Here is a 25,168-nt window from a genome sequence, read left to right on the forward strand (position 1 = left end):
TTACCAGTAGGTTTATTTTATAATAATTAAATGATATAATAGAATAAAACTACTGGAGGAGATATATGTGAATAATAAAATTTTTAAAAAAATCCAGCAGAAAAAACTACATAATCATACAGAAGATGTAGTCTTAGATAAACTACAAAAACTATTAACAGAAGAAGACTTTAAAGATATTTGTATCTGTGAACAGTGCTTGATTGATATGGCTTCTTATGCTCTTAATAATCTACCAGCAAAATATATTACTACTGCTAAAGGAGATGTGATGACTAGATTAGATGAGTTTGAGGAACAGTCACAAATTGACTTTGATTTAAAAGTGATTCAAGCAATTCAAACAATCTCCAAAAATCCTAACCATAATTGAACTAAATAAGACAGTATCCTTAAGGATACTGTCTTATTTCTGTTAAAGCAACTCTTTTCTTAAGTCAGCTGATGATTTGTTAGTTAAATAAGATAATGGAATATCAAAAACTGTCTTAGCTCCTGTCTGCCCCTCTTGATTAAAACAATGTATAGCTCGTGCATATGCCACTAAGACACTAGCTGTAAATTCAGGATTGCTATCAAGTTTCAAGGAGAACTCTATAATCTGATTATTCTCTTTATCTTCTCCTGTTTGCCCACTACGAATTACAAATCCGCCATGAGGCATTGCAGAATGCTTCTCTGCTAATTCTTCTGCCATCACAAAATTGACAGTAGTTTTATACTCAGCAAAGTAATTAGGCATCGTCTTAATCTCTTCAGCAATTTTATCTTTATCTGCTCCTTCTTCAATTACTATATAACAGTCACGTAAGTGTTTTTCCTTAGTAGTTAACTCAGGATTTTGGCCCTCTCTTACCTTCTCAATCGCTTCATCAATCGGAATAGTATATTGAACTGCATCTTTGACTCCATCTATTCTTCTGATCGCATCAGAATGTCCTTGGCTAACTCCTCTTCCCCAAAAAGTATATTCTTTACCTTCTGGAAGAACAGCTCCAGCTAACATTCTATTCATTGAGAAGAGACCTGGATCCCAACCGATACTGATCGCACTAGTATTTCCATTTTCTTCTGCAATTTCATTCATTTGCTCATAATATTCTGGAATCTTAGCATGAGTATCAAAACTATCCACAGTATTGAACATTGCAGCAAATTTTGGCCCTTGAACAGGAAGGTCAGTAGCTGAACCACCACATAATAACATCACATCTATCTGATCAACATAATCTTTTGCATCAGCTACATTTACAACCTCGACTCCTTCTTCATTAACATTTACAGTATCTACTGGTCTTCTAGTAAATACACCTACCAACTCTAAATCAGAATTCTGTTTAACTGCTGCTTGAACACCTTTACCTAAATTACCATACCCTACAATTCCAACTTTGATTTCTGCCATCTCTTTTCCCTCCCATTATCAATAATATTGCTTAGATTTTAATTTGTTATGTATTCATCTCTAAGAAGAACCTTTTTGATCATAATGAAAACCGTTTTCATTATACATAATAATATATTGACATTTTATTGTCAAGTATAATTTCTATTTTTAATTTTATTTGAAAAGATCACTCTCCTCTATAATTACCAACACCTAAGTAGTTATCTTTTCCATCTCTTGAACAAAATAATTTGATTCCACTATTTCTATATTTTGAGCTTAACTCAATAACTACACCTTAACACCTTCTCATTACAGCTTTTAGCCTTATAAAGCTCCTGATCTGCTTTAGATAAAGCCTCTTTAGTTGTTTCAGTCTTATCATTAATATAAGTCCCTATCGAAACTGTTATCTTTAATTTCTCCCCACAAGAAGTTTCATATGGTTCTTCAATTGCTTCTTTAACCTTCTGCTTAACCAGTTCTGTTTCCTCTTGATTACACTCAAATAAGATAATAATAAACTCGTCTCCTCCATATCTTCCAATCAAATCGCTTTTACGAATATTAGCAGCCGCTTTTCTAGCTACATACTTAATAGCTTCATCACCAACTTGATGACCATATTCATCATTAACATCTTTAAAATCATCGATATCAAGCATCAATAATGAGTATGAAGAATCAAGGTTTTCTAAATAATCGAGCATATACTTATGATCATAAACTCCCGTCATTCCATCACGAATAGCCCTTTGATACATCTGCTCCACCCTTGCTTCTGCCTTTAACAATCTACGATTCAAATCCAAGAACTTTATAATTGTTAAAATTATCACTACCAGAATAAGGAGCATTGCTAAAAATATAAATCTAACTTCCAAACTGACTCCCCCTCTTTTAAATAATCAAACTCTTCAAGCTTAATTAAATAATACCACTCTATCATAGACAGTTAGTGTCTATCTATAAAGTTTTCTCAATTTCAAGAAGGGCCCAACCTTAAATCAAATAAAAAGATACTATAATTAATCAATATGTTTTAGTAAGCCTATTTATTTTAACGGTTAAACCTCAAACTTATTAACAAGTTGTTTCAATTCTTCTGCTATTTCAGTTAAATTCACTGCCGAATTACTAGCCTCTTCAGTTACTGTGGTTATTTCATCAGTTGCCTTGACTACCTCATCACTACCTGTAGCCAACTGTTGAATTACAGCTGTTGTATCTTGAAGCTGAGCAGTTGTATCATTAATCGCCTCTACTATTTGAATAAATGTTTCTCCAGCTTGATTAATAACCTCTTCTCCCTGCTCCACTTCATCAGCACCTGCTTTAACTACAGAAATAGCATTTCCAGCTTCTAACTGAATCTGTTCAACTAAACTGGAAATCTTATCAGTAGCAGTAGTAGTCTCTTCGGCTAGTTGGCGAATCTCTTCAGCCACTACCGCAAAACCTTGACCATGCTCCCCTGCTCTTGCTGCTTCAATTGCTGCATTTAGAGCTAATAAATTGGTCTGCTCTGCTATATTAGTGATCATCTTTATAATTTCACCGATCTGATCAGAACTATCACCTAAATCACTAATAGTTTCAACTGCACTACTTACAACCTCTTTAATAACCTTCATCTCGGAAACAGCTTCTTCAATCTTAACTTGGCCTTGATTAGCATTACTAGCAGTCTCTTCAGCAAAATCATTCATCTTCTCGGTAGTAGCAGATACTTCTTCTATCCCTGCTGACATCTGCTGCATATTTCCTGCTGTAGCCTCCACATTTCCACTAGCTTCTTCAGCGAGAGCAGATAGCTCTTCTCCAGAAGAAGAGAGTGTCTCCGTGACATTGATTATATTAGCAATAACCTTTCTTTTTTCTGATACCATCTGATTAAAATTATCAGCCAAATTTCCTAATTCATCACTACGCTCAATATCAACTCTGGCATTTAGATTACCTTGAGCTACTTCCCTCATTTTAATTACTATTTTCTTAATAGGATCTGAAATATTCTTAACTATAAATAAAGCCACAAACACTGCCATTATAATTGCAACAGCTAAGATCAAAATCGTCTGCCATAAAATATTATCAACTTGACTAAAAGCAGACTCAGTAGTAGTCTGGACAACTACAGCCCAGCCTAACTCTTCAACTGGAGAATAAGCCCCTAACACTTCAACACCTTCAGGAGTATAATACTGATCAACCCCACTTCTTCCCTCTAATGCTTCAGCTACTACTTCTACTTCACTAACATTTTCTTGGCCCAACACCATCTCTTCATACTCAGGGTGGGCAACCATTCTCCCTTCACTATCAGTAATATATGCATATTTATCTTCTTCTCTAAAATTAATAATAATCTCCTGTAATTCTGCAAAGTTGATAGTAGCTGCTAATACTCCTACCTGCTCACCACCATCTTCAATTGGAACAGCGATGGTCGAGGTAGGTAAGCCTGTTTGACGCGAAATCATAACATCTGAAAAGAAATTTTCCCCTGTAATTGCTACCTGAAAATAATCTCGATCACTAAAATCTTCTCCTATTAGACCTTCTTCCTTTTCTAAGCCATGAGCAATCATTGTACCACCTTGATTAAGGATGTAAAGCACTTCAAAAACTGAATTCCCCCTCTGAATCCCCTTTAAAATCTCTTCCACTTCTTGCTCTGAACTCATATCATTTGGATTCATACTTACGATCCCATCAATTCCGGCAGTCACCTCTAATAATCTCATTTGAGAGACCATTGCTTCTTCAATTCTTGCTGATAGTTCATTTGTTAGAACTTGATCTTGCTCCATTACCCCAGTACGAATATTACTTACTTCACGATTATAAGTAACTGTCCCATAAATTAATAATGGTACTGCTACCAATAATGAAATATAAAAAGTTAACTTCTGCTTTAAACTTAAATTTAAATTCATTATTTTACCTCCTAAAAATAATAGTTGTTCAACACTTAAACTTCTTTTTTTAGCTTATTTACTATATTAAGATAAAAAGTTACATCTTATTACCAATTCTATATCATCAATTAATTTCCTTCCTTTATATTAAAAAGTCGGAAACTTTCAATTAATAAACATAATTACTAATAAAACTCCTTTTTGACAATAAAAATTTTAAATGTTAAAATATCTATGGGTAAAATAACTTTTAATTAGTAACTTCTTACTAATTAAAAGCAAAATCATTAAAAATTTAGTATTAAATAAAAATATTTTAGAGGAGGTATTATAATGACTACTGAAAAAGCAAAAACTAAAGAATTTCAAGCTCAAACAAGACAATTATTAGATTTGATGATTAACTCTATCTATACCAATCAAGAAATATTCTTAAGAGAACTAATTTCTAATGCTTCTGATGCTATCGATAAGATTAAGTTCAAAGCACTTACTGAGCCAGAAGTACTAAAAGATGATTCAGAATTTCAGATTAATCTTGATCTAAATCAAGAAAATAACATAATTACTATCTCTGATAATGGAATCGGTATGACTTACCAAGAAGTTATCGAAAACATCGGTACTATTGCTCAATCAGGAACTAAAAAATTTCTCAAAAAATTACAACAAAATCAAGAAAATATTGATCTAATCGGTCAATTTGGAGTTGGTTTCTATTCTTCATTTATGGTTGCTGAAAAAGTCACTTTACTTACTAAAGCACCAGGTGAAGAACAAGGAGTAAAATGGGAATCAACAGGTGATGGTACTTACTCAATTGAATATATTACAAAAGAAGAAAGAGGAACTACAATCAAACTCAAATTAAGAGATGAATTTACTGCTCAAGGAGATGAAGAAGATTTCACTGAACCTCAGATTATCAAAAATTTGGTTAAACAGTATTCTAATTATGTTAGATATCCTATTAAGATGGAAGTTCCTACAGATGAAGAGGTAGAGGTTCAAACTCTCAATAGCATGACTCCACTGTGGAAAAAGAATGAGGATGAGATTAGCCAAGAAGAATATACTGACTTTTATAAGAGAAACTTTAAAGATTGGCAGGAACCATTAGAGACTATTCACTGGTCAGTAGAGGGGCTAGTCAAATTTACAGGTCTTTTATTTATTCCTCAAACAGCACCTACTAATCTCTTTTCACCAGACTTTGAAACCGGTATCAAGCTTTATTCCAAAGATAATTTAATTATGGAACAATGCCAAGAGTTATTACCAAAATATTTACAATTCATTAGAGGGTTGATCGATTCACCTGATTTTTCTTTAAATATTTCAAGAGAGATACTTCAAAATAATAAACAACTTAAAGTAATTGCTAAAAATGCAGAAAAGGTAGTTCTTAGAAACTTAAAGAAGATGCTAAATAATCAACGCGACAAATATGAAAAATTTTGGGAAGAGTTTGGTAAGGCAATTCAAGGAGGAATTTATGCTGATCCTACTAAGCAAGATAAATTAGTCGACCTCTTACTCTTTTCCTCTTCCCACCTTGAGGAAGGAAAGACAACCTTAGCAGAATATGTGGAACGAATGCCTAACGAACAAGAGGCAATCTATTATGTAGTAGGAAAGGATCGAAAGAGCATTGAGAATTTGCCACAAATGGAGCTACTCCAAGATAAAGACTTAGAAGTACTTTATCTACTTGATGAGGTTGCTGAATTTGTAATCAATATTCTAAGTGATTATCAAGACTTTGAATTCAAATCAGTTCTCCGAGAAGACTTAGACCTAGAAGTTGAGTCAGATATTGAATCTGAAGATAAAGAAGAGATAGAGGGGTTATTAGCAAAGATTAAGCAACACTTAACTGATAAAGTAGATGACGTTCGTTTAAGTAAAAGATTAAAATCAAGTGCTGTCTGTCTAGTCAGTGGCCAGCAAGGACTGAGTATGTCAATGGAAAAGGTGTTTAATCAAATGGAGCAGAATTTGGGCCAAGCTCAAAGAATCCTTGAGCTCAATCCTAATCACCAACTCTTTACAACTTTAGAGGAAATTTATAATGAAGATCCAGAAGCAGAAATTTTAAAAGATTATAGTGAATTGCTTTATAACCTTTCTTCTTTAGTTGAAGGGTTTAACCCTGAAGACCCAGTCGAATTTACTGCTAAAATTACTGAGCTAATGAGTAAAGCAAAATAAATAAAAGCGAGGCTAAGATTAAATTAGCCTCGATTGTATTTATTTCAATTTTCACTCGGAAAATAGTCTGTTTTTTACTGACACGGATTACTAACACGGACACTATTTGGCCCTTACTTATCTTCCATATGGATCTTAATCTGCAATATATCATCTTCATATTCAACTTCTGCTTTATCAGTTATCATCCCTATCAAAGATAATTCTGTAGAACTACTACTCTCACCTACTAACTCCCAATAATACTCTTCTACTTGAGTAACACGTGAAACATTCAAAGAACTATCTAACTCTTCTAGTTTATCAAAAGACAAATCTGCTACTTTACCTTGAGTTGAAATTATTACTTTAGCAGATTTATGCTCTACATTAATTTTAACTTGCTTAATTCCTAACTCAAAATAAAGGCTCATCAATTCACTAACTAATTTAGTGCTTTTTTTAAGTGCTTTATCCTGCCTTTTTTGCTTGATTTCCGAAGTTAATAAGCTCCGGGATGGGAAGATCATAACCTCTCTTTCAGAATTTCTGATTACTGAATTTGCTGTACTTCCAATCATAAATTCTTTAATTTTTCCCATGCCTCTTGTAGGCATCATAATCAAACTTACATCTTCTTTTTGAGCAGTCTCTAAAATACCCTTAGCAGGTTTACCTACCTTAACTTTAATCTCGACATTAATCCCATTCTTTTCTAGTTGAGTTTTTAGCTTCTTTAATTTATCTTTAGTTGATAGTTTCATTTTCTCTAACTTACCTTGGTTATTACTCCGCTCTATGATAGATAAAAGAAGAAGATTTTTAATAGCCTTATTACTATCTTTAATTCTACCAATTAGTTGTTTTGAAAGCTCAGAAAAATCGATTGGAATTAAAACCTTATTAAATTTATTATTATAAGATGTCTCAACTTCTTTCTTATTCTCTTTATAATTTTCTAGCAATACAGGTACTTTACTAACTCTTATTACTTTAAGAGTAGTGCTTCCCAATAGTAACTCTTTTATATATCCTTTTCCATGTGAAGCAATTAAAATCAGATCAACTTCCTTTGCTTCGGCAGTTTCAACTATTTTTTCAGCAGGTGAACCAACTAAAATAAGTGGTTCTACATCTAAGCCTAAACTTTCAAGTCTTTCTTTTTCTTTCAACAATAACTTCTTTTCTCTTTCTTTATAATCTTGGTTGATTGAATTGGATGTATCAAAAAATTCAAATTTGATCCTTTCAGTATTGATTACATGAACTAAAATCACTTTCTTTAAACCGGTTTCCTTAAGTCTTTTAGCAGTCTCAATTAAATTATTAGCTTGTTTAGAAAAATCAGTCGCCAATAATATTTTTTCATGCTTCATCTTCATAATCCCCCATTTCTTAGTAATATATGAAAAAGTAAATAATTCATTACTATTATACTTCTATTCTATACTAAAATAAAGGTATCCTCTTTATTAATGATAATTATTTTTTAGAATCTAGATGAGGAATAACTATTACAGCAGGTTCTGTAAACGACTCTGATATCCCTTGATCTACATCATTATACTTTTTCTTTAATTCATTAAATTGCCCAGATTGTAGAGCCCGCATTGGACAAGCTGCTACACAAGTTGGCTCTTCTCCTTGAGCTACTAAATCTATACAGTAATCACATTTAGCTACCTTCTTCTCCCTCTTTAAGTACTGAGGGGCGTTATAGGGGCAGTTCTTCTCACAATTTCTACAGCCAATACACTGCTCTTGCTCTATTATTACAACTCCACTCTCATCTCTTTTAGTAATTGCATCTACTGGACAAACAGATAAGCAAGCTGGTTTGTGACAATGGTTACAATTTAAGTTGGCCCAAAAAGCATAAACTTGTGGTTTAAAACCTACTCCTTGCTCTAGATAATTACCTCCTTCTACTTCAATGACTTCCCTAAAGAATTGGCCTACCCCTAAATTATTCTTATCTTTACAAGCTATTTGGCACGCTTTACATCCCATACACCGATTCTGCTCTAGGACAAACCCCACTTGTTTCGACATCTTTATCCTCCTCACCTAAATTTTATTGACTTCTACTAAATTAGTATGTTGTGGATTCCCTTTAGCTAATGGTGTTGCCTTTTGAGTAGTCAATGTATTAATATTACCCCTTGTATCTACCCCTTCTTGATTAGGTTGCCACCAGGCCCCTTGCGGAATAGCTACAACTCCTGATATTATTCTTGGGGTTATCTTGACTGGAATCTGTACTGTTCCGCGGTCATTAAATACTCGTACATCCTCTCCATCTTCTATTCCTCTAGCGGAAGCATCTTTAGGATTAATCCACATCTCTTGACGAGCGACTTCTTCTAACCAAGGGTTATTATCATGAATTGAATGGCAACGTCGTTTATAATGCCAACCAATACATTGTAGCGGATATTTTTCAATTAATTGATCTGTTGGCCCTTCCCAAGCAGCAATATATTTCGGAATTGCTGGAATCTCTTCTGGTTGATTTAAACCAAATAATCGTTTAGAAAAGATCTCTATCTTACCTGATGGAGTGGGAAATGGATTATTCTCTGGATCTTCAATCTGCTCCTTAAATGCTACTTTAGGTTGCTCATAAGCCCACTTGTAGATTCCACGTTCTTTGAATTTTTGATAACTCGGAAATTCAGGATGATGCTTTTGAATCCCTGCTACAATCCATTCACACCAGCCTTCCATTCTTTCTTTACCTGCGGTAAACTCTTCTTTAATTCCCAATTTATCTGCTACATCTGCTAGCCAATCATATTCATTACGGCATTCAAATGGAGCATCGACAACTTTATTATTATAGATCACATAATCTCCATAACCCCAAGGAGTCGAAATATTATTCCGTTCAAAGAAAGTATCCCCAGGTAATAAAATATCAGCAAACTTGGCACTAGAAGTCATAAATAACTCACTAACAACGATAAACTCTACTTTACTCTCATCTTTTAGAATTTGAGCTGTGCGATTACAATCAGAATGCTGATTAATTAAAGCATTACCAGCTAAATTCATAATCAATTTAATATTATTGTCTAATTTATCGACACCCTTAACCCCATCTTGTTCTCCCATGTCAGTACCTCTAACGATAGCATCTGTCCATAAAAAGACAGGAATTTTAGCTTTAACAGGGTTTGTTGGAAGCGGTACTTGAGGAATTATCTGTCTGCTGACATAACCAGCTCCCGATGCCCAACCTCCATTATTACCTACATTTCCAGTCATCGCTGCTAAAACAGTAGCACCGCGAACCGGTTGTTCACCATAAGCATGGCGTTGAGGGCCCCAACCTTGAACTAAAGCCGCTGCCTCAGCTGTTGCATATTCTCTAGCCAATCTTCTGATCGTATCAGCAGGTACTTTTGAAATCTCTTCAGCCCATTGAGGTGTCTTCACTATACTGTCACTTTCACCTAAAATATAAGATTTATAAGATTGATGACTTGCAAACCCCTCAGGCATTTGTGAAGGATCAAAGCCTAAACAATACTCTTCAACAAATTCCCGATCATATAGATCTTCTGTAATCATTACATAAGCCATAGCATCCATTACTGCATTATCAGTAGTCGGTAGGAGTGGGATCCATTCATCTGCTAAAGCCACAGCAGTATCATTATACCTAGGATCTATAACTATAATCTTAGCTCCAGTCTCCTTAGCCTGTCGTAAATGATACATGGTAGTCCCAAAGACAGTTTCTGCTGGATTGTGACCCCATAGAATGATTAATTCAGAATTGGCCCAATCATCCAGTGTATTTCCTGTCTCGGTAGTTCCATAAGTATATGGCGTAACATAGCTTGTACAAGCAGTACTATATGAATTATATTTACCTAAATATCCACCATCTAGAGCAAGTAATCTTTGAGCTAATTTCATAGCCTGAATCCTCGCATTATAACCCCAGGCATAATTTACATAACGTGAGCTTGGCCCGTATTCCTCCTTTATTCGCTTAGTCTCACTAGCAATGGTATCAATAGCTTCTTCCCAAGAAATTCGTTCAAAATTACCTTCTCCTCTCGGGCCAACTCTCTTTAGAGGATATTTCAAACGATGAGGACTAAAATTTGTCTGACGATAAGCACGCCCTCTAACACAGGCTCTAGCTTGAGGAGTAGCTGGTTGATCTGGCTGTTGGTTATCAGTACTTAAACGAACTATGATATCATCTTTCACATGGGCCTTAATTAAACATCGACCACCACAGTTATGAGTACCTGCGGTAGGTATAATCTCCTCTACCTCTTGAAACTCTTCATCAACCTCTCTTCTTTCTAAACCTTTAGCCTTACAACCAGTTAATTCTAATGAACTATCAACCTTTAATTGTGATAACTCATTTAAATTAGAGGTTAAACCCTCCACCAATTTAGCATCTAGTTCCAAATACTGAATTGTAAATAAAGCTAATCCTTTATAAAAATTCTCTTTAGTATTAGCAACTAATCCAGTCGCAAACTCCTCTACCCATCTTAAAAGGTGGTCTTGTAAAAACTTCTGTTGTGCTTCAAAAAGATTTGATAACTCATCTTTTTCTCCATTCTCAATAGCCCTCAAAATATCGGTAGTGGTCAAAGCCATAAATTCTAATTCTAAGCCAATATGATCATCAGGTTCTTTAGTCTCACTTGCCAACTGCAGACCCCAGCGTCGATAAAATCTTCGTACTGCTAAAGTATCCTCAGTAAAGATAATCTTTTCACCACTTACATAAACCGATTCCCAAGGTGGAGCCACTAACTCCCCTGGCCCAACAAACAATCGCTGATACTCGTCATTCAATTTATCTACCTCTAAAATTGATAATTCAGGTATTAACTTAATAAAGTTCAATAATAATTCTAAATCCAAATCTTTGGCCCGATCTAGTTTAATTAACTGATCAAAGTAATTATTATTACTTAATTCTTTTAAACCTTTTAATCTAGGCTGACAATAAAAATAGTATCCTAAAAAGTTATAAGTCCACTCTCTAATTTTAACTATGTTATCTAATGTCAATCCTAACTTTTCAATATCCATTCTATAAGCTTCCTCCTTTTAAATACTGGTTGTTTATTTTATTGATATTAAGTGTCTGTGTCTATGACTGTAGTCTGTCAAAATCAAACCCCCTTACCCCTTGCAAAAATAAAACTTTTGAAGTTAGATTTTTTTACTGACACGGTTCTAATTATTGTATCATCTTTAGGAAAAATTATAAACTCTCTTCTTTTATATGTTTTTGTAAGAGCAAACCTTGTGATTGCCCTCATTTTAGAGAAAAACTTACTTAAGGTGAACACGAGTCCCCCTTCTTTGTAGTAAGGCAGGTCTCTGTCCCTACGGTCAACCTTACGTTTGTGCAATATCAAAAGTATCACATTATTGTAATAAATCTTCACTTTAAGTTAAGCAATTATAATACCTATAAAAAACACACCCAAAAAATTAGGTGTGCTTTAATAAAATCAATTATCCAATTTAGAAGCTGCCAGTTCATCTAATACAAAGGTAACATCAGGGTGTAACTGTAATACTGATGCAGGTACCTCAGGTGAGATCTTTCCTTCAATTGTCTTCTTTATTGCATCTGCTTTCTCCAGGCCATTAGCAAGCAGTACTATTTTCTTAGCCTGCATAATATTCTTTATTCCCATGCTAATAGCTTTCTGTGGTACATCTTCTGGTTTATCAAAGAATCTAGCATTAGCTTCTATAGTATCATCATCTAACTTAACAAAATGAGTATCTGCCTTAAATTCATCATCCGGCTCATTAAAACCAATATGAGCATTTCTTCCAATTCCTAGCACCTGTAAATCAACAGCACCTTCTCTTTCTAGCAATCGATTATACCTTTTACATTCTAAAGAAACATCAGCTGCCATACCATCAGGAATATGAATATTTTCTGGTTTAATATTAATATATTTAAAGAAGTTTTCTTCCATATAATATCTATAACTCTGCTCACTATCACCCGACAGCCCATAATATTCATCAAGATTGAAGGTAACTACCTCCTTAAAGTCAACCATCTCTTCTTTATAAAGCTTAATCAACTCTTGATACATCCCTAAAGGGGTTCCTCCAGTTGCTAATCCAAGAATAGAATTATTCTTGATAGTTATCTGACTAGCCACAATAAAAGCAGCCTTCTTACTCATTTCTTGATAATCCTTAGTCTTAATAATTTTCACACTTAACAACTCCCTCAACTATACTTATTAAAATCTTAATTAGAGATTATTAATTTTGAAACTCTTATTTAACTAACTAGACTATTCAAATCAGCTCTTTACTATATGTTTAAACAAATGTCAATAAAACCCTTTTTAATATCTTAAAAATATTGAAATCTATATTACTCATTGATTAATAACTTCAAGGAAAACTTATTTTGAAAAGAGATACTTCTATATAAAAAGAAAGAAAAAAAGCAGAGAAACTTATCCAAAAAAAGTTGCCTCCCGGCAACTTTAAATTAAATTTATTTTCAATTTTACTTAAACTCAAATTTAAATTTTATCCATCATTGATTATTGGCAATTCAAGCATTCTATCAAAAAAATCCAATACTATATCTGGCCTGTCAGTTATATAACCACTGGAATGAAAATAAGCTAATATTTTGATCTGCCAAAGTCGATTTATTGTATAAGGAAAGACAAACAGACCTTGATCATGAGCCTTAGCAATATACCAGGGCCAACTCATAAATCCCTTAGTACCTAAGCCATCAGCTAGCCCATCTGCCCTTTCTAACCAATGATCCCAACTCCTTCTGGTAATCATATTATCTGTAATCAATAAAAGTCGAGGTGCTTGAGGGACCAACTCCTTAAACCTCTCTAAACTTTCTTCTCTAAAAGAGAAGAAAATAGTCTTAGCAAACTCTCTTTCTTCATCTCTCTTCAACCAGCCTTCTTCTTCCAAAATATCAACTATTTCTTCTTCAATTCCAGGATATTTCTCTGGTTTTTTTGTCTCTAAAATTAAGCCTGGAGTATGCTGACCACCTTGAGCAATCTCTATCAACTCTTCTAAAGTAATAATTCCTAATCCCTCGTACTTTTTACTACCATAACGAGGTGAACTTTCATTAAACCAACTTCCAAAATCTAATTTCTTTAATTCAGCATAAGTAAAACTTGCAAGTTTATCTTCTTTTCGCCTCGGGAAAACTTTCTCTACATTTGAAGTCCTTTCCAAAGTTTGATCATGGAAGATAACTATCTTACCATCTTTAGTTCGCTGTAAGTCTGCCTCTAGGTAATCAACGCCTAGATCTCGAGCTTTAATATAAGCCTCAGCAGTAGATTCAGGAGCTTTATCCGAAGCTCCTCGATGAGCAATTACAGCTGGATAAGGTATCCCTTGGTTGTTAAGTATCTCTTTACCTCGCAGATCAGGATTAATTAAATAATAAGTGCCATAAAAACTTAGTAATAATAAAAATAAAATTACTATCACAATAGCTAATTTCATTTTCATACAAACCACCCTTATTTTTAAATTAATCTTCATTGCGCACGTTGTGTAGCCATCATCTTCTGTCTTACATAATTAATAGTTTGTAAAACTCTATCCTTCTTTGCTTCTGGTAATCTTATATCTTCCTCTCCTTTATTTTTCAAAGAACCGACCTTTTCAAATTCATTGAACTGCTTAACAAAGAGATTATCTTTATAAAGGACCTGAGGTAACTCATGCAAAAAGAGAACTGGAGCTTCCTCTTCTTTCTTTAAAAGAGAAGTACCAATAAAACCTTCAGGTTTTTTATCTATACCCATTAGGTCTAAAAGTGTAGGGGCCAAATCAGTAATTGTACCCGTCTGTTCAATAGTCCCAGCTTCAAGCTCAGGATGCTTAATTAACAAGGGAATATGTTCAGGCTTTTTGATATTTCTATCAATCTCAAAATTGGCACTGGATGAATATTCCGGAGTATCTATCGCTGCATCATGATCCGAATAAATCACAACTAAAGTATCTTCCTTTAAGCCCCTCTCTTCTAGTTGCTCAAAGAAAAACTGTAAAGATTTATCTACAAATGAGATTGATTGAAAAAAATCATAAACCAGTTGACTTTCAATATCACTATATTCATCTATCTTTTGGTCAGGAGGATAAAAATTAAACGGGGTATGGCTTGTTACTGTAATCATATAAGCAAAGAACGGACTATCTGCATCTTCTAAATAATCCAAAGATTGCTTAAAAAAATCATAATCATTAATTCCCAAATAAAACTCTTCTTCTAACTCCATTACCTTGTCCGCACTAGAAAAGTCCTCTCTACTATAAAACTTATCAAAACCAAGTTCAGGATAAGCTTGATGACGGTGAAAAAAGGTTTTGTCATTGCCATGAAAAGCCAAAGTTTGATAACCCTTATCACTAAACACTCGGGCCAAAGAATCAAATTCAGTCATATCATTTCCTTTAAAGACAAAATTACTATTTATTGGATAAAATGATGTTAAGAAAGAAAAATCGGCATCAAAGCTTCCATTTACATGCTTAGTATAGAAGTTTTTAGCATACAGACTTTCTTCCTTTAATTGATTTAAAAAAGGAGTTACTTCACGACCATTATGTTCATAATTAATCAAATTTTCATCTAAGGATTCAACTTGAATCACAACTATATTGTTAACTTCTTCTATTAATGCTTTATCATCCAGTTCATTTTCCAATAAAATAGCAGGAGTTTCCAACTCAGCTGCATATGAATTATCAGCAGTAACAGATTCATAAAATTCATAGAAATAAAGAGGGACAATTCCATAAACATTAACAAATCCAGCACTACTTCTTTGATAAAGTTTTACTGGATCTTCATTTTCTAATAATAAGTTTGTAATAAAGACTTGACTACTTAATAATAAGATTATAACAGTTATAACAGTCTGAAAGTTATATTTCCTCTTACTAAAAAATAACTTTTCTCTAATTTGCTCAGATCTTTCACCTTGAAATAAAAGCCAACTCAATAATAAGATATCTAATAGAAAAATGAGGTCCCATAGATTGATAATATGTCTAAAAAGAACCATACTGGAACCAATTCCTTCGCTTCTAGTCATATCAGTAAAGCTTAAGTAATTACCAAAATATCGATTATACCAAAGGTTTGCTAAAAAGAGCAAAGAAAATACTGATACTAAAATCAACAACGAAATTTGCCCTTTTTTTAATTTAACCACTGGAAAGAGTAAATATCCACTCAATATGAAAAATAATATATTCCTTAAAATAACTCCTGTAATAGAAGGAACATTAAATATATATACTAAAAGATAGTTGTATTTAATTAAAAAACCAATAAGAAAAGTAATTAGAAAGTATTTTTCTGTTTTTGTTAAATTATCAAACTTCTCCATTAATATTCCCTCCTAAATAATTAACAGCTTTAAGCTATTACTTCACTTGTACAAAATCTAAAAGCTATCTAATAATGCATTAAAATTATATGATATTTTTGTAGATTATGCAAATCATATCTTCAAGAAACTGTTTTATCTTTAGTCAGACTTTTTTGCTTGCGTTAAAATTATAATAACTTCTCGTAATGAAGCATAGAGGGGAACAGCAAATAAAGCACCTAAAATTCCAAATAATAATGTTGCAATTAAAATCACAAAAATAATTATTACTGGGTGAATATCTAATTTACCACCTTGTAAGATAGGCCTTATTACATTCCCTTCAAATTGTTGAACAATCAACATCAAAATTGCTACTTTAATTACCAAATCTAAACTGCTAGTTAAAGCAATAAATACTGCCGGTAAAACTCCAATAGCTGGCCCTAAAAAAGGAATTACTGAAGCAACGGCTAATATAATAGATAGACCAATTGCATTAGGCATCCCTATAATCATATACCCTACAAACATAATAGCCCCAGTAACAAGACCTACTAATAATTGGCTAGGAATATAAATTCCAAATACTGAATCAACAGCTCGTAAAATTTTCTTAACTAAAGGTCTTTTCTTTAATGGAGTAATTTTAATTAGACTCTGGGCCAACTTTTGATCATCCTTTAAAAAATAAATCACTAAAAATGGAATTAATAAAACTACTACTACAAATTGGGTTAAGGACGCAAAGACACCTAGATAATCATAACTACTAATTCTATTTACCAACTCCTGAACCAAGGAAGTAATTCTATCTTCCAGATCAAACTCACCTAAAAAACCTAACTCCTCTATCTGCTCAAAAGCTTGATTGATAACTCTTCCACTGACTTCATAATCAGCAAGAAAATTAATTAGTCTTCTGATCTCAATATAAATTATACTTCCCCCAAAATAAGTAATAAATGAAATTAGAGCTACTCCTCCTATAATAGTAATCAAGATTGACAACTCTTTATTCTTTATATACTGCTGTAAAAATCTAACTACTGGTCTCAACATATAATAAAAAAAACTAGCTGATAAAATAGGTAGCAAAACCATATATATAATATCTTGTACAGTATTTATAATATTTGGGATCTGCAAACTTAAAAAGATAATCAATAAGATCATTATTATTCCTGCTGTAATACGGAAAAAAGCTTTAGTAAACATATTTATTCCTCCAGTCCATAACTACTTTTCCAAGAAACTCTTTTTACCAATTTATAAATCTTTCTAACCCTATGCTATTATACTCAATCCAATCGATCTTCTGCCAAAATTGATCATACTTAATTATACTTCTGTAAATCAACCCTAAATTCCTAGTAAAAAGAAAAATAATTAACAGTAGCTAAAATATAAAAACCAGGCTAAACACCTGGTATTTAATACTAAACTAGGTTTAAATAATTAAACTTTATCTGCTTAATTTAATCTTTAAAAACAAACTAGTATAACCAATCCTTAAGTTCACGATAATGGTTGATATCTTCAAAATCAAATTTTAATCCATAATCATAAAACTCATCCCTTTTTTTGTGCCAAACAATTTCAGCCGATAACCTAGCAAAGGACAGAGAAGCAAATTCCAAATCTAATTCTATCTTATCTGTTAAAATCTTTTGTTCACTGATCAACTTAGCACCAGTAGCACTTAAATTTTCAAGCAAGCCTACTTTTATTTGAGAAGCATAAAAATAATTAACCTCTTTTTTGATTTCTACTCTTTTAAAGCACCTTCTCTCAATTTGTAATATCTGCTCACCCAAATTAGCAATACAGATAATTTCACTTCCTTCTTTACTCTTATTCATAATAGTAATAGGAAAATGATAAATTCCACTATCAAATCGAAGGGCCAAAACCAATCTTTGATCAAGAGGCAACTTCTCTAATAAACCACTCTCATTAGACAAAAATTTCAATTTCAATTTTCTTGCAGCCATTACCTCCGTTATAAGAAAAGAATAAAACTGATTTCCTATTTTTATTTCAAGCTCTTGAGTAAATAATTCATTCTTCTCACAAAAATTATTAAGATCAAAGTTATTAATCAATTTTGTAGACATTTCTTCCCCTCCTTGGCATAAAAATAAATTTACAACTAAGATTGTAAGTTGTAATTTGCTTTTAAATTTGGATGACTATATTTACAGGCTTGTACATTTTAAGTTCTATAAAATGATAAAATCCCCCTTCATATTTAGCTAAAAATTTCTCTGAAATAATTTAAAATCCAAAACTAAACCTCAGGCCTATATCTATTACTTATTAGCCAAAATCTAACTCTAGATGCTTCTTTAACCTCAAATAGGGTAAGCACTTATAAGTGCTTACCCTATTAATTATAAGAATTTCTTGTTTTTCTTATCATTAATCTAAGACTTAATCTATAATTATTTTGTTCTTAATCTAACACTTTAGCCTCTTCAGGATTAGAAGCAGTCGATAATTTCTCCTCTTCAGCAGAAGGAACCTTTTCTACTCGATCAAGCTCTACCTCTCTATATAACTTATAACCCCCACTTAAATTTTTAACCTGTTTAAATCCTTGTTGTGTCAAGATTCTACTAGCTAAGTAGCCCCGCAGTCCAACAGCACAATAAACTATTATCTCCATTTCCTGATCAAGCTCGTCTAATCTGTCTCGTAAGCTATTAAGTGGAATATTAACTGCTCCTTCTAAAGCTCCAAACTTTAACTCAACCTCTTCTCGAACATCTAATAATATAACATCTTCTCCTAATTCATCAACTTGATGCCACTGAATAACCTCAACATCTCCATTGAGAATATTACCTGCCACATATCCTGCCATATTGACTGGATCCTTAGCCGAACCAAAGGGAGGTGCATAGGCCAATTCCAACTCCTGCAAATCATAGACTGTCTTTTGGTATCTTAACGCAGTTGCTAAAACATCAATCCGCTTATCAACTCCTCTTTGACCAACAATTTGAGCTCCTAACAACTTTCCATCTTGAGGAGTAAAGATTAATTTAATCATCATTGAAGTCGCATTAGGGTAATAACCCGCATGGCTCTTAGAATTGGTATAAGATACTTGATAATCAATCCCCGCATCTGCCAACCTCTCTTCATTACTTCCCGTTGTAGCTACAGTTAAATCAAAAATCTTAAGAATAGAAGTTCCTTGTGTTCCCTGATACTCCTCTTTTCTTCCTGCAATATTGTTAGCAGCAATCCTACCTTGTTTGTTAGCTGGCCCAGCTAATGGAATATGAGCTGGTTGCTTCGTAACATAATCTTCTACCTCAATCACATCACCAATGGCATAAATATTTTTCTCATCAGAAGTTTGTAAGTAATTATTAACCTTAATACCTCCTGTTGGCCCTAGTTCTAAACCAGCTTGCTTAGCCAACTCAGCACTAGGACTGACTCCAATCGCTAACAAGACTAAGTCTGCTTTTAACTCTTGTTCACTCTCTAATTTAACCATTATCTCATTTTCTTGGTTACTAAATTCTGTTACTCCATCTCCTAAATGCAACTTAACCCCTTGTTCTCTTAGGTGATTATGTACTGAAGCAGCCATTTCATAATCTAGTGACCCCATTACCTGCTCACTCATTTCAACAACAGCAACCTCAACCCCTCGCTCTACTAGATTTTCTGCCATTTCTAACCCAATAAATCCTCCTCCAACTACTACTGCCTGTTGAGGTTGATTTTGATCAACAAATTCTTTAATCTGATCTGTATCTGGAATACTCCGTAAACTGAAGATATTTTGAAGTTCAATCCCAGGAATTGGAGGTTTAATTGGAGCAGCTCCTGGAGCCAATAATAAATAATCGTAATCTTCAATATAAATTTCATCTGTAACTAAATTTTTAACCTTAACCTCTTGCTGTTGAGGATCAATATCAACTACCTCCTGTTTAACTCGAACCTCAAGATTAAATCTATCCTCCATTGCTTCTGGAGTTTGAATTAATAAATCACTCCGTTCTTCAATTACTCCACCAATATGATAAGGCAGACCACAATTAGCAAATGAAATATAATCACCTTTTTCAAAAACAACTATTTCAGATTCTTCATCAACTCGACGCAAACGAGCAGCTGCACTAGCCCCTCCAGCTACCCCTCCTACAATCAAAACTTTTTTAGTCATAATTATCCCTCCACTTTTTAAATAATTAAAGTTTAATTTAACAACTGAGTCTTAACAGATCTAACTAATAATAGTATAAACATAATAATCAAATGTTAATCAACCTATCCAATTATAATAATACCCCCTTGTTACTTGGGGGTATTATTATAAAGTTTTTTCCTCTTAATGTCAAGCAAGCATAAATAAACTATCTTCTTAATTTATGCTCAAAATATCAAAAAAGAAATCATAAACTCTTTTAAATAAGGCAAATATGGATATATCATATATATATATTTCTAAAAAGATTTAAAAAAGAAACAAACCATGTTATAATAAGAGTTGAATTATTTTAAAAAAGAATAAAAGGAGGAACTAGTTATGCATAAAATGAAGACCTTTATGTTAATGTTTACATTATTTATCGTATTTATCTTTCTCGGTGGAGCTATCGCTGGAGAAGATGGCATGGTCATGGCCTTTATCTTTGCTTTAGGAATTAACCTGTTAAGTTACTGGCATAGTGACAAAATTGCTATCAAGATGACTAAAGCCAAACCTTTGAGTGAACAGGACGCACCAGAAATCCATGCTATGGTACGTCGACTGAGCAATAAGGCTCGTATTCCAATGCCGAAAGTTTATATCACTCCCTCTAGCCAGCCTAATGCCTTTGCTACAGGGCGAAATCCAGCAAATGGTGTGGTGGCAGTGACTAAAGGTATTGTCAATCTATTGGACAAAGATGAGTTAGAAGGAGTAATCGCTCACGAGTTAGCCCATATCAAAAATCGTGACACCTTAATTAGTACAATTGCTGCAGCAATGGCTGGAGCTTTAGCATTTTTGGCCCGCATGGGAAGGTATCGCATGATCTTTGGTGGACGCCGTCGTAATAATGACAATGGAGGTGCCCTCTTACAGATTGTAGCTATGATTTTAGCTCCCTTGGCAGGAATCATCATTAGAATGGCTATCTCCCGTTCACGAGAATACTTAGCAGACCAAGAAGGAGCACGAATAGCAGGTAAACCTGATGGGTTAGCTAATGCTTTACAGAAGATGCAACGTCATGTCCATGGCAGACAGATGAAGGTCAATGAAGCAACATCTCATATGTTCATCTTAAACCCTTTCTCTGGTCAAAGTGGAATGAGTAAGTTATTTAGCAGCCATCCACCTACTGAAGAAAGAATTCAAAAATTAAGGACTATGAGATAAATCATACTAACGATCAATGACTGTAATTTAAGTAAAAAATTTAACTTCCACACTCTATATTTTAGGAGGTTAAAGAACTTGATCTTAACATAACACAATAGCTTAAGTTTGAGTAAATGTTTTTTACGAAAGGTTTTTTATAAATCTGAAGATAAATCTAAGTAAGAGCTAAGCCCTTATCTTTTTAATAGTTGGCTTAATCTTAACCTTAAACTTAAGCTATTCTTTAAACTCTTCTCAGATAAAAATAATACCTACTTTATACTTCACTTTCTTTAATTTCCTATCTCTTTTTTAACAGATAACCTTCTAACTTAAATTAAAAAGTTATATCACATTCTTTAGTTAACTACTTAACACAATCCCATTTCAATTGATAATTTAGAACCTTATCCTCCTTTCTTATTCATTTGATTCTCTTCAAACATAAACTGATCATTAATTGAATAGTTTATTATATAATCTAACACTAAAAGGGAGGATTTAAATGAGCGAACGTATTTTATCTTTTTTAAGTCTAATTGTCAGGCGAATTTTTAGTGATGTAGCTGAAACATTATGGGATAATATTTGGGAAGAGATATTTGAAGCTATAATTAAAGCTGAAGAAAAATGGCAAGAAAGTGGTCAGGGTAAAGTTAAGAAAGAATGGGTTATGGAACAAGTGATGGATTATATACAAGAAGAGGTGGAACTAAATTGGATTAAAAGAAGAATGGTTGAGTTCTTTCTCTCCCAGGTTATTGATGCCCTAATTGAAACCTTTAATGAATTGGTTGGTGAAGATTGGATAGATCAAGTGAAAGAGTTAGAAGAAGAATGGCGGGAAAGGTATCTCAACAAAAAATTAGCTGATTGAATTCAAGATTTCTTCAATAAACTCGGGACGAGTTTACAGGATAGAAGTAATTTTGAGGTGGCATTTAAAGAGGTAATCATAAAGTATGAAGGTGGTTATTCTAATGATCCTATTGATCGAGGAGGAAAGACTAAATATGGCATTACAGAAGAGATAGCCAGAAATGCTGGTTATGAAGGGCCAATCAAAGAGTTGACATTAGAAGATGCAAAAGAGATCTATTATCAACATTACTGGGCCAACCACCACTACAACAAAATTGAGAATCAAGAAATTGCTATCAAACTCTTCGATCAAGCAGTTAATCTAGGCCCTCCAACTGCTAATCGCCTTCTCCAGCGTGCTTACAATATCTTAAATCAAGATACAATCACTGTCGATGGAATTGTTGGCCCGCAGACTCTATCTGCTGTAAATCAGTATCCTCATCCTGATGACCTGCATCATCTACTTAATGTCTTACAAGCAATGCGTTATATTCAAATTGTTGAAAATGACGAATCTCAAAAGAGATTTATCCGCGGCTGGTTGAAGAGAACGAAATGAACTAAATTAATATTATAATTAACTATCACCCGCCTTCATAATCAACTTTTTAATTACAGCCACATTCTGGTCTAACATATATCTCCTAAAAGCTCTACTTTCTTCAAGCCGACTCTTTAAACTCGTCTGATAAGGCGAGTTTTTTTTCTGCTTTCTTCCTTTCTTCAATAAGATATTAGCCGGGCCAACAAACTCAAGTTCAATCATTCCTTGAGCTTGCAGATGCTTTAAAGCTACCAAAATAGCCCCTTCTTCTTCACCGGTTAATGTAGCTAAAGTCTCAATTCTTACTCGTCCACCTTGCTCAGTAATCACTTTTTTAATCACCCCTAATAACTGACGCAAAAAAAGCTTACCTGCTCTAAGCTCCAAATCAGAATAAGCTAACAAAACTCGCTGGGGCCTAATTTTAAATAACAACTCCTGCATTATCTTCAAGCTAGGTGGGCAAGAAAGAAATACAACTACCTTAGCCTGTTGGCCCTGATAGCGATTAATCGTTGGACTAAAAGAAGAAGTCTCAACTCCTTCATAATAATAAAGCTGCTCTGTTAACTTAGGCAACTTTCTTCCTAATTCTTGCCAATTACGATAATCTTCAAATTCACAATCAAACTCTTCTGTTACCTCTTCAGCTTGGCTCTTTAATACCTCCTCTACAACTAACTGAAGTTCCCTCTTTCCTTGCCATTCATTAATTTGTAGCGAATATACTAGATCAACCTCATCTCCTAACTTCTCTTGTTGGCCCCGCCACCAAACTGCCGACCTTCTCTCGCCTTGCTCTTCCAACACCAACCTCAAATGCTTGCCATCTCCAAAAGCACGTGAATGGACCACCTCAACACCTGGAGTATAAAAAATTGGTTTAGGATTTCCTGCTCCAAAAGGGGCCAACTTCATTAACTTCTGGTATAAGCCCAAATTAAGCTGGCTAAAATCAAGTTTAGCATCAACCTCAATTATCCGCTTACGACCCAATTTATCAAGTTTAACTTGCAACAATCTCTTCATTTCATTGGAAAATTGCTCTAAATTTTCTCGCTTTAAAGAAAGACCTGCTGCTCCAGAATGACCACCAAAACTTAACAACAAATCTTGACATTCTGTCAAAAGATCCCTTAGATGAATCCCAGGAATAGACCGGCCCGAACCAGTAACAACCCCTTCTCCATCCCGCTTATCACATAATAATATAGTGGGAACTGTAAACTTTTCGGTCAACCTTCCAGCTCCTATCCCAACAATTCCCTGGTGCCAGTCAGGTTGATAAAGCACAAATGGTTCTATCTCTTTTTGACCCTCAATCATCTCTACTGCATCTAGCTCCATCTGTTGGCTCAATTCTTTCCGTTGCTGATTAATCTGATCTAACTTAGCTGCTAATCTTTGAGCTGTAGCCAATTCTTTGGCCAACAATAACTCTACAGCAGAGTTAGCTGAAGCCATTCGTCCTACAGCATTAATTCGCGGGCCAATTCTAAAACCAATATCCTCCTCTGTCAATTGCTCAAGAGTAATTCCACTCACCTTACATAACTCCTCAATTCCAATCCAATCAGTCCCCTGCAAAGAGGCCAATCCTTTCTTCAACAAGTATCTATTCTCACCATATAATGGTACAACATCAGCAACTATTGCCAACGCTAGAGGATCTAATAACCTCTTGACCAGCTTCTTTTGACCAGTAGTTGTTAATAAAGCCTGAGCTAGAAAGTAAGCCATTCCAGCTCCTGGTAAATTATAAGCAGGATGTTCAGTTGCCAAAAATTTAGGTGTTAATATTAGATCAGCCTTCGGTAATCTATCAGGTAAATCATGATGATCTGTAACTAACACCTTCATTCCCAGCTCTTTAGCTAAAGCTACCTCATCATAATTAGAGATTCCACAATCACAGGTAATAATTAAATCTACCCCAGCTTCAGCCAACTGCTTAATTACTCCTTGATCCATTCCATACCCTTCTGTAAACCTATCTGGAATATGGTAATCAACGTTGGCCCCAACCGCCTCTAGCATAGTCACTAAGATCACCGTTGAGGTCACTCCATCAACATCATAATCACCATAAACAGTAATCTTTCCCTTAGCTTCAACAACTGACAATACCAACTCAACTGCTTCCTCCATCTGAGAAAATTGCCAAGGATCTGTTGGAGTATATTTTTCTAGATTCAAGAACTCTTCTAACCGCTGTTGACTGTCAATTCCTCGTCGCCAAAGAAGCTTAGCCAACAGATGATTGCCATCAACTCCGGTTAGTAACCAATCAGGTAACTCCACTTGTTCTTGATAATCAACTTTTAACTCCATAAGCACCATCCTTACTATTCTAATTATTAAACATTGATTATTTATTAATAAAGAAACCACGAATCTACACTAATTAACACTTTATATTAATACAACATAAAAGTTTTTATATTGTTAAAGATTTTTTGGCTATTTTTTATCTAAAAAATTACATTTAAT

18 protein-coding genes and 1 pseudogene are annotated in these 25,168 nt (G+C 33.9%); 5 read left to right on the top strand and 14 right to left on the bottom strand.

Going from position 1 to position 25,168, the window contains the following annotated elements; all coding sequences use genetic code 11:
• Positions 1–67: 67 nt before the first annotated feature.
• Positions 68–373: a late competence development ComFB family protein gene (locus tag ACKF5P_RS05400; protein WP_408956472.1), complete on the top strand. Its 306-nt coding sequence runs from the start codon at positions 68–70 to the stop codon at positions 371–373.
• A 42-nt stretch (positions 374–415) separates the two neighbouring features.
• Here the strand turns inward: ACKF5P_RS05400 and ACKF5P_RS05405 are convergent, their stop codons facing one another.
• The 3 genes from ACKF5P_RS05405 to ACKF5P_RS05415 form a co-directional block, all read right to left on the bottom strand.
• Positions 416–1,405: a diaminopimelate dehydrogenase gene (locus ACKF5P_RS05405; RefSeq protein ID WP_408956473.1), complete on the bottom strand. Its 990-nt coding sequence runs from the start codon at positions 1,403–1,405 to the stop codon at positions 416–418.
• A 266-nt stretch (positions 1,406–1,671) separates the two neighbouring features.
• Positions 1,672–2,271 (bottom strand): GGDEF domain-containing protein, encoded by a 600-nt coding sequence (locus ACKF5P_RS05410; protein WP_408956474.1) that lies wholly within the window; start codon positions 2,269–2,271, stop codon positions 1,672–1,674.
• A gap of 183 nt (positions 2,272–2,454) precedes the next feature.
• Entirely contained in the window at positions 2,455–4,326 is a 1,872-nt protein-coding gene (locus tag ACKF5P_RS05415) for a methyl-accepting chemotaxis protein (protein WP_408956475.1), read from the bottom strand.
• Between the two features lie 315 nt (positions 4,327–4,641).
• Between ACKF5P_RS05415 and htpG the strand changes: the two genes are divergently transcribed.
• The gene (htpG, locus tag ACKF5P_RS05420; protein WP_408956476.1) at positions 4,642–6,519 is read left to right on the top strand and encodes a molecular chaperone HtpG; all 1,878 of its coding nucleotides are present in this window, start codon (positions 4,642–4,644) and stop codon (positions 6,517–6,519) included.
• Between the two features lie 113 nt (positions 6,520–6,632).
• Here htpG and ACKF5P_RS05425 read toward each other — a convergent pair whose 3' ends face one another.
• The 10 genes and pseudogenes from ACKF5P_RS05425 to ACKF5P_RS05470 all read right to left on the bottom strand — a co-directional run bounded on the left by ACKF5P_RS05425 (position 6,633) and on the right by ACKF5P_RS05470 (position 20,085).
• Positions 6,633–7,874 carry a universal stress protein gene (locus tag ACKF5P_RS05425; RefSeq protein WP_408956477.1) on the bottom strand — a complete coding sequence of 414 codons (1,242 nt, stop codon included), beginning with the start codon at positions 7,872–7,874 and terminating at the stop codon, positions 6,633–6,635.
• 106 nt (positions 7,875–7,980) lie between these two features.
• Positions 7,981–8,550 carry a DMSO/selenate family reductase complex B subunit gene (locus ACKF5P_RS05430; RefSeq protein WP_408956478.1) on the bottom strand — a complete coding sequence of 190 codons (570 nt, stop codon included), beginning with the start codon at positions 8,548–8,550 and terminating at the stop codon, positions 7,981–7,983.
• 15 nt (positions 8,551–8,565) lie between these two features.
• Complete coding sequence (locus tag ACKF5P_RS05435) at positions 8,566–10,911, bottom strand: DMSO/selenate family reductase complex A subunit (protein ID WP_408956626.1); 2,346 nt, start codon at positions 10,909–10,911, stop codon at positions 8,566–8,568.
• 99 nt (positions 10,912–11,010) lie between these two features.
• Positions 11,011–11,568 (bottom strand): annotated as a pseudogene (locus ACKF5P_RS05440) (molecular chaperone); the annotation flags it as partial.
• 428 nt (positions 11,569–11,996) lie between these two features.
• Positions 11,997–12,728 (bottom strand): glucosamine-6-phosphate deaminase, encoded by a 732-nt coding sequence (gene nagB, locus ACKF5P_RS05445; protein WP_408956479.1) that lies wholly within the window; start codon positions 12,726–12,728, stop codon positions 11,997–11,999.
• Positions 12,729–13,053: 325 nt separating this feature from the next.
• On the bottom strand, positions 13,054–14,022 hold the full coding sequence (locus tag ACKF5P_RS05450) for a glycerophosphodiester phosphodiesterase family protein (protein WP_408956480.1): 969 nt from the start codon (positions 14,020–14,022) through the stop codon (positions 13,054–13,056).
• Between the two features lie 29 nt (positions 14,023–14,051).
• Positions 14,052–15,914, bottom strand: a complete 1,863-nt coding sequence (locus ACKF5P_RS05455) for an LTA synthase family protein (protein ID WP_408956481.1) — start codon at positions 15,912–15,914, stop codon at positions 14,052–14,054.
• A 141-nt stretch (positions 15,915–16,055) separates the two neighbouring features.
• On the bottom strand, positions 16,056–17,114 hold the full coding sequence (locus tag ACKF5P_RS05460) for an AI-2E family transporter (RefSeq protein WP_408956482.1): 1,059 nt from the start codon (positions 17,112–17,114) through the stop codon (positions 16,056–16,058).
• Positions 17,115–17,392: 278 nt separating this feature from the next.
• Positions 17,393–18,013 (bottom strand): PilZ domain-containing protein, encoded by a 621-nt coding sequence (locus ACKF5P_RS05465; RefSeq protein ID WP_408956483.1) that lies wholly within the window; start codon positions 18,011–18,013, stop codon positions 17,393–17,395.
• 338 nt (positions 18,014–18,351) lie between these two features.
• Positions 18,352–20,085 carry a CoA-disulfide reductase gene (locus ACKF5P_RS05470; RefSeq protein ID WP_408956484.1) on the bottom strand — a complete coding sequence of 578 codons (1,734 nt, stop codon included), beginning with the start codon at positions 20,083–20,085 and terminating at the stop codon, positions 18,352–18,354.
• A 363-nt stretch (positions 20,086–20,448) separates the two neighbouring features.
• Between ACKF5P_RS05470 and ACKF5P_RS05475 the strand changes: the two genes are divergently transcribed.
• The 3 genes from ACKF5P_RS05475 (at position 20,449) to ACKF5P_RS05485 (ending at position 22,693) form a co-directional block, all read left to right on the top strand.
• The gene (locus ACKF5P_RS05475) at positions 20,449–21,288 is read left to right on the top strand and encodes a zinc metalloprotease HtpX (RefSeq protein WP_408956485.1); all 840 of its coding nucleotides are present in this window, start codon (positions 20,449–20,451) and stop codon (positions 21,286–21,288) included.
• A gap of 487 nt (positions 21,289–21,775) precedes the next feature.
• Complete coding sequence (locus ACKF5P_RS05480; protein WP_408956486.1) at positions 21,776–22,147, top strand: hypothetical protein; 372 nt, start codon at positions 21,776–21,778, stop codon at positions 22,145–22,147.
• 57 nt (positions 22,148–22,204) lie between these two features.
• Positions 22,205–22,693, top strand: a complete 489-nt coding sequence (locus tag ACKF5P_RS05485) for a glycoside hydrolase family 108 protein (RefSeq protein WP_408956487.1) — start codon at positions 22,205–22,207, stop codon at positions 22,691–22,693.
• A gap of 18 nt (positions 22,694–22,711) precedes the next feature.
• Here the strand turns inward: ACKF5P_RS05485 and recJ are convergent, their stop codons facing one another.
• Positions 22,712–25,009 carry a single-stranded-DNA-specific exonuclease RecJ gene (gene recJ, locus ACKF5P_RS05490; protein WP_408956488.1) on the bottom strand — a complete coding sequence of 766 codons (2,298 nt, stop codon included), beginning with the start codon at positions 25,007–25,009 and terminating at the stop codon, positions 22,712–22,714.
• Positions 25,010–25,168: the final 159 nt, after the last annotated feature.

Source organism: Natroniella sp. ANB-PHB2 (assembly GCF_046097105.1).
Classification (GTDB): domain Bacteria; phylum Bacillota; class Halanaerobiia; order Halobacteroidales; family Halobacteroidaceae; genus Natroniella.

Bases quoted from the DNA above. Each gene is read 5' to 3' on its own strand.
- htpG (WP_408956476.1), top strand. From the start codon at position 4,642: ATGACTACTGAAAAAGCAAAAACTAAAGAATTTCAAGCTCAAACAAGA.
- ACKF5P_RS05465 (WP_408956483.1), bottom strand. From the start codon at position 18,013: ATGTCTACAAAATTGATTAATAACTTTGATCTTAATAATTTTTGTGAG.
- ACKF5P_RS05415 (WP_408956475.1), bottom strand. From the start codon at position 4,326: ATGAATTTAAATTTAAGTTTAAAGCAGAAGTTAACTTTTTATATTTCA.
- ACKF5P_RS05455 (WP_408956481.1), bottom strand. From the start codon at position 15,914: ATGGAGAAGTTTGATAATTTAACAAAAACAGAAAAATACTTTCTAATT.
- ACKF5P_RS05470 (WP_408956484.1), bottom strand. From the start codon at position 20,085: ATGACTAAAAAAGTTTTGATTGTAGGAGGGGTAGCTGGAGGGGCTAGT.
- ACKF5P_RS05480 (WP_408956486.1), top strand. From the start codon at position 21,776: ATGAGCGAACGTATTTTATCTTTTTTAAGTCTAATTGTCAGGCGAATT.
- recJ (WP_408956488.1), bottom strand. From the start codon at position 25,009: ATGGAGTTAAAAGTTGATTATCAAGAACAAGTGGAGTTACCTGATTGG.
- ACKF5P_RS05450 (WP_408956480.1), bottom strand. From the start codon at position 14,022: ATGAAAATGAAATTAGCTATTGTGATAGTAATTTTATTTTTATTATTA.
- ACKF5P_RS05430 (WP_408956478.1), bottom strand. From the start codon at position 8,550: ATGTCGAAACAAGTGGGGTTTGTCCTAGAGCAGAATCGGTGTATGGGA.
- ACKF5P_RS05475 (WP_408956485.1), top strand. From the start codon at position 20,449: ATGCATAAAATGAAGACCTTTATGTTAATGTTTACATTATTTATCGTA.
- ACKF5P_RS05405 (WP_408956473.1), bottom strand. From the start codon at position 1,405: ATGGCAGAAATCAAAGTTGGAATTGTAGGGTATGGTAATTTAGGTAAA.
- ACKF5P_RS05425 (WP_408956477.1), bottom strand. From the start codon at position 7,874: ATGAAGCATGAAAAAATATTATTGGCGACTGATTTTTCTAAACAAGCT.
- ACKF5P_RS05460 (WP_408956482.1), bottom strand. From the start codon at position 17,114: ATGTTTACTAAAGCTTTTTTCCGTATTACAGCAGGAATAATAATGATC.